Source organism: Flavobacteriales bacterium, assembly GCA_020435415.1.
Classification (GTDB): domain Bacteria; phylum Bacteroidota; class Bacteroidia; order JACJYZ01; family JACJYZ01; genus JACJYZ01.
In genome coordinates this window covers 1-5,956 of sequence record JAGQZQ010000138.1, presented here as the reverse complement: position 1 = coordinate 5,956, position 5,956 = coordinate 1, and the positions used below count along the sequence as shown (strand labels likewise).

The following is a 5,956-nucleotide window of genomic DNA, read 5'->3' as shown; positions in this document are numbered from 1 at the left end:
TATTCAGTTGTTTGCACGACTTTTTTTTGCCCGATTCTCAACATTCTTTTCAACATGCCTAAGTGGTCAACGCGTTATCTACTAACTACTAACTACTAACCTCTAACAATGCACCCCTACCTCACCCCACTCCGACAGTCTTTCGATGCCCACCGGAATAGCACCAATGCGGTCGCCATGAAAGCATACATGAAGGGGCGGTATGAATACTTCGGCATCAAGGCAACGGACAGAAGGCAGTTGATGCGTGATTTTCTGTCCCGGTATGGGCTGCCGGAAAGAACAGAAGCAAATGCCATCATCAGAGAACTATGGTCTATGCCGGAACGGGAACTGCATTATGTAGCTCAGGAAATAGCCGAGAAGGTGTATAAAAAATATGAGCCGGGAGATCTGGCCTTACTGAAGTATCTGGCCACCCACAACAGTTGGTGGGATACGGTGGACTTCATCGCCTCCCATCTGATGGGAAAATTCTTCAAACAACACCCTCACCTAACACACAAGACCTGTGAGCAATGGCTGGCATCGGATAACATGTGGCTACAAAGATGCGTGTTGCTCTTTCAATTGAAATACAAAAGGGATACCGATACGGCGCTGTTATTTGATGCCATCCGGCAATTGAAAGATCACCCTGATTTTTTCATCCGCAAAGCGATCGGCTGGGTGTTGCGTGAATATTCCAAAACCGATGCCGCAGCGGTTGAAGACTTTCTTACACAAATCAAACTTTCCAACCTCAGTGTTCGGGAAGCATCAAAGTATCTATAGTCAAATCATCCAATGACTGATTCCAATTGTCACCTGCCTACTGCCTACTATCTACTATCTACTATCCATTAACTTACAACCCACAAAAATCACCTCCGTAACAATCCTCCGGCATTTATCCTCTTCCATTTTTCTTTTCTTTGTAACTTGATCCTGGGGCGGGGATTCGCGTGCCCCGGGAATAACTCAAAGCCCTTGACACCTTATATTTCCATGCAATTTTATCCAATTTTCATCTATCCGTTTTTAGCCCATCACCCCACAGAGTATTTTCTGGCCATCAGCCTGACATCTCACATCAACACATCTAACATCTGACATGGACTGGTCATCATCCATCAAAGGGTTCAAAGCTTTTCTGAAACTGGAAAAAAGTCTGGCCGAACATTCTGTGAACGCCTATGTACGCGATGTGAAGAAATTACAGGTCTTTATTGAGGGGAGCAGCAAGGTCTCACCAAGCCGGATCAGCTCCGAAGAACTCAGACTTTTTCTGGAAGATCTTCACAAAAAGAAAACATCTCCCCGCAGCCAGGCCCGGATTATCTCCGGCATCAAAGCATTCTTCAAATTCCTCATACTTGAAGACGTCATTGTTGAAAATCCGGCGACAAAACTGGAAAGCCCCAAACTGGCCCGGAAGCTTCCCGATACACTCAGCATCCCCGAAATTGAGAAGCTTCTGGAAGCCATTGACATGAGCCGAAGCGATGGGCAGCGTAACCGGGCTATGCTCGAAACGCTCTATGGCTCAGGGTTGCGTGTATCCGAACTTGTCACACTGAAAGTTTCGGATATCCATGGCAAAGAAGGATTCCTTAGGATTGTGGGTAAGGGAAACAAAGAGAGGTTGGTTCCATTGGGAGGACAATCATACAAACATATTACCCTCTACACCGAAAGTGTGCGCAATCATATGGATATTGCCAGAGGACATGAGGACACCCTCTTTCTGAACCAGAGAGGTAAGGGCTTATCACGTGTTTACATCTTCACCCTCATCAAAGGTCTGGCTCAGATCGCCGGCATAAAAAAACGGATCAGTCCACACACGTTCCGTCATTCATTCGCCACCCACCTGATCGAAGGAGGCGCCGACCTCCGTGCTGTGCAGGAAATGCTGGGTCATGAATCCATCACCACCACTGAAATATACACACACCTGGATCGTGATTTTTTAAGAAATACAATTGTTCAATTCCATCCCAGGGGTGGCAGAAGGACGTAATCCATGTCTCAAAATTTCAGCCGGACACGAAAAAAAGAGTTGGGTCTCGCCGAACTCATTGCCATGGCACTTGGTGGTATGGTGGGCGGCGGTATCTTTGCCATTCTTGGCGTCTCTGTAGAACACATCGGAAACACCACACCTGTTGCCGTCCTTCTTGGCGGTATACTTGCACTCTTTGCAGCATACTCCTACGTAAAGCTTGCCTTATTATACAAGGACGAAGGAGCAACCTATTCCTTCTTCAGGAAAACATTCCCGGAATCCCCTTTTGCATCTGCCTCAATAGGCTGGCTTGTTGTATTCGGTTACATCAGCACATTGGCATTGTATGCCTTTACATTTTCCTCATACCTGTGCAGTATATTCCCATCCATCCACTCCATCTGGTTCAACCGGGCCGTGGCCGGAGGCATTATCGCGTTATTCGCAGTTGTTAACCTGACAAGTGTAAAAGGCATGGGAAAGATTGAGGATTGGCTGGTTTACACCAAGATCATCCTGCTTCTTTTTATATCCGGATTATTGGCAGGTAAGGGAGACATCAACCAATTCCTTCCTATTATAGAAGGTCACACCACGCTTTTGAATGTTGTGATCATCGCCTCCATCACGTTTGTGGCCTATGAAGGATTCCAACTGGTGATCCACGCCTATCACGAGATGGACAATCCAGCCCGCAACGTTCCCAGGGCCATTTACAGTTCAATAGGAATCGCAACCATCCTGTATATAGCGTTGGCCATAGGGGCGCTTGCGACCATCCCAAAGGAAATGCTGATCCGGGACAAAGAGTATGCCCTGGCGGCCGGAGCACAGCACATCCTTGGTACGTTGGGCAGAACCGCTATCATTTTTGGTGCGTTGCTCGCCACATCCAGCGCCATCAGCGGGACCTTATTCGGGGCATCCCGACTGATGGCTGTGATCGCATCGGATGGCTATTTGCCTTCGTTCTTTGCCCATCGCATCAAAGTACACATCCCCAACTTTGCCATAGGGGCCATGGCTTTGATGGCCTTTATTCTCATACTCACAGGCGGACTTCAGGATATCCTGGAATTCGGAAGTATTTCTTTTATCGTAGTATCCTTTCTGATGGCGCTGGCGAATTACAAAAAACGCAAAGAAACACGAACCCATATCTTCCCGGCATTGGTGGCCATGGTGGGCCTTTTTGCAGCCGGCCTCCTTATCCTATACTTTGAATGGACTGAAAATAAGCCACAATTAGGCGTTGTCCTGGGCGTTTTTTTTGTACTGATTTTGGGGGCAACGTTTTACGCCGCAAGAAATAAACGAAGGAGCAAAGTTACAAGCCAAGGCTGATCACAGAGAAACAGTCTGTTCCCGCTCCGGCCTTACAGGAATGGCATCCAGCTCCTTTTTCAATTGTGCTTTTACCTTTTCAAATGCATCCATGTTTTCCTTACGGACCGGCTCAGAAGGAGGCAATTTCTCTTTCAGGGGGTCTACCTGAACGCCGTTTTTCCAGAACCTGAAGCACACGTGTGGGCCAGTAGCCAAACCAGTGCTACCCACATAACCTATCACGTCTCCCTGCTTTACATACTTGCCCGGCTTGATTCCATCTCCTATCCGCGACATGTGCAGATACTGGGTTGTATAGGTACCGTTATGTCTGACCTTCACATAGCGTCCGTTCCCACTGGTATACGCTGCATGGGTGATCACGCCGTCACCGACAGAATGAATAGGCGTTCCCGTAGGCGCTGCATAATCCGTCCCCAGATGGGCCTTGTAACGCTTCTGTACCGGGTGAAAACGGCGAAGACTATAGTGTGAAGAAATACGCGAAAACTTCAAGGGTGCTTTCAGAAACGCTTTCCGCAACCCCTGGGCCTCCACATCAAAATAATCGCCATGTTCATCCTGTTCAAAATAGAAAGCATAGATATCCTCCCCAGAATGCTTGAACCACGTGCCATGTATTTGTCCGATCCCCACCGGTTTCTCATCTACATAGAGTTCATCAAATACAATTTTGTACTGATCTCCCTTTTGTATTCTGTAGAAGTCAATGGTCCAGGCATAAATCTCCGAAAGACTAATGGCCAGTCCGGGATCCACACCATTGCGTACCATATTCATATACAGCGATGAATTGATCTCACCGGATACGGTGCGGCGAACAGTATCGACCTGTTTGGCCCCCTGATAAATCTGTAACGAATCCCTCCAGTCAAAAACCACATAGTCAACCGGACTCTTCTCGTAAATAAAACATTTGGCATACCCGCTGGAATCCTTGTCACATAGCAAGGTATACTTTCTCCCCGCTGCCAGGCGCCTTACATCAAAGACATCACGGGATTCTTTTGCCAGCAGGTCAATGGTTCCGTAATCCACCCCATATTTTGCGAGAATCGTTGACAGATTCTCGTTGTTGCGGATATGACCTTCTTTGATATCGAAGGAATCAACAAGAAACCCGAATCTGGTTAAGGGTTCTTCCTGAGGCAATTCTTCAGGAGCAATGATTTCCACATGCTCTTCTGATGTATGATGTGAGCATGCCACCGCCATAAGGGCCAAGCATATCCATCCCAAGTATTTCATAACCATTCCCTTTTTCAACGCAGAGCTAAGTAAGTGAATATAAAGGAAGAATGGAAGTCTGCCCGTTGCAGTTTTCAACAGAGGCTTTTTAATTATGACACAGAGATCAGGTCAGCGAATTACTCTTTGATAAGAGCTACCGTTCCTGCTTTCATCATGCCATTCATCTCCACGATGTAGAGGTAGGTACCTTCAGGCACTTTCTCGCCTGCTGTGGTATGGCCGTCCCAGGCCAGCTGTCCACCCGGAGGACTGTAAATAAACACGCCCCAGCGGTTCAGGATGGTCAGTTGCGTGCAATCCTCCATTTCTCCATTAATGAAAACCTTGAACACATCGTTGTAGCCATCACCGTTCGGAGAAAACACGTTGGGCACCTGAGGGTCGTTATAGAAATCAAACGTTTTGATATCCGCATAAACCGTTGCTGTATCCGGACAGTTACCGCTGTATGCACTCAATACAACCTGTGAAATGGTACCATAAGTAAACTCATGGATAGGTTCCGGTTCGGACGATGTATGACCATCTCCAAAATCCCACACATAGTGGTCTGCCCCAATGCTTATGTTGGTGAACTTTCCAAGCACACCTTTACAACTGGGCACCCACTTCACATCAAAGTCTGCCGTGGGTGGCAGATCCGCGGTGATATTAACCACATCTACTGCAACACAGCCGTTGGCATCGGTCACCGTCACCTCATACTGCTCAGAGCCATTGGGTGTAACAAAGATGAGGGGAGCTGTACTGCTTTGGGCATTGTTCCACAGATACTGGTATGGCGTGGTGCCTCCGATCGCATTTGATCCGATCACAATGGTTTGCTGGGTACAAACACTGGTATCTGGTCCGGCCTGGGGCAACAACTCATTTGGTTCTGACACAGCAATGCTGTAAACACTATCACATCCTGCTACATCCGTGATCGTTACTTTATAGGAGCCGGCAGCAAACCCGGTGGCCGTCTGACCTGTCTGCCCGTCTTCCCAGAGAAACTGATAAGGCGCGATACCGCCGTTAGGGGTTACTGTTGCCGTTCCGTCGGCAGAACCATAACAAAGTGCATCCGTAGTAGCCGGGGTAATAACAAATGAAGGTTGTTGTTGGATGGTGGTTGATTGCACCACCGTACATCCGTTGGCGTCCGTAACGGTTACCGTGATTGAGCCGCTGTTCAGGTTGATCGCCTGCTTGGTGGTTTGACCATCACTCCATAAATAAGTATACCCGGGAGTTCCGCCTGACGGGCTGGCACCCGAGGACCCCTTGGCATATCCGCATGGAGATCCCGAACTATCCAGCGTCACCACTAACAAAGTGGGCTGTGTCATGTTATAGGTTGTATCTATCTGGCAGCCGTTGGCATCGGTA

General features: G+C 48.0%; 5 protein-coding genes. 3 read left to right on the top strand and 2 right to left on the bottom strand.

Translation table 11 applies throughout. The annotated features are described in order from the left end of the window. The first annotated feature begins 108 nt into the window (after positions 1–108). The 3 genes from KDD36_14565 (at position 109) to KDD36_14555 (ending at position 3,331) form a co-directional block, all read left to right on the top strand. Positions 109–774, top strand: a complete 666-nt coding sequence (locus KDD36_14565) for a DNA alkylation repair protein (GenBank protein ID MCB0397872.1) — start codon at positions 109–111, stop codon at positions 772–774. 319 nt (positions 775–1,093) lie between these two features. Then, positions 1,094–2,002 carry a site-specific tyrosine recombinase XerD gene (xerD, locus tag KDD36_14560; GenBank protein ID MCB0397871.1) on the top strand — a complete coding sequence of 303 codons (909 nt, stop codon included), beginning with the start codon at positions 1,094–1,096 and terminating at the stop codon, positions 2,000–2,002. Between the two features lie 3 nt (positions 2,003–2,005). Beyond that, a complete protein-coding gene (locus KDD36_14555) occupies positions 2,006–3,331 on the top strand; it encodes an amino acid permease (protein MCB0397870.1) in 1,326 nt (441 codons plus the stop codon). Here the strand turns inward: KDD36_14555 and KDD36_14550 are convergent, their stop codons facing one another. Then, positions 3,332–4,582, bottom strand: coding sequence for a peptidoglycan DD-metalloendopeptidase family protein (locus KDD36_14550; protein MCB0397869.1), 1,251 nt, complete (start codon positions 4,580–4,582; stop codon positions 3,332–3,334). A 119-nt stretch (positions 4,583–4,701) separates the two neighbouring features. Then, positions 4,702–5,956: gliding motility-associated C-terminal domain-containing protein (locus tag KDD36_14545; GenBank protein MCB0397868.1), on the bottom strand; the 1,255-nt coding region annotated here is incomplete at its 5' end.

What these genes read in the sequence shown, in the direction of transcription:
- KDD36_14555 (MCB0397870.1), top strand. Translation starts at nt 2,006, where the DNA reads ATGTCTCAAAATTTCAGCCGGACACGAAAAAAAGAGTTGGGTCTCGCC.
- xerD (MCB0397871.1), top strand. Translation starts at nt 1,094, where the DNA reads ATGGACTGGTCATCATCCATCAAAGGGTTCAAAGCTTTTCTGAAACTG.
- KDD36_14550 (MCB0397869.1), bottom strand. Translation starts at nt 4,582, where the DNA reads ATGAAATACTTGGGATGGATATGCTTGGCCCTTATGGCGGTGGCATGC.
- KDD36_14565 (MCB0397872.1), top strand. Translation starts at nt 109, where the DNA reads ATGCACCCCTACCTCACCCCACTCCGACAGTCTTTCGATGCCCACCGG.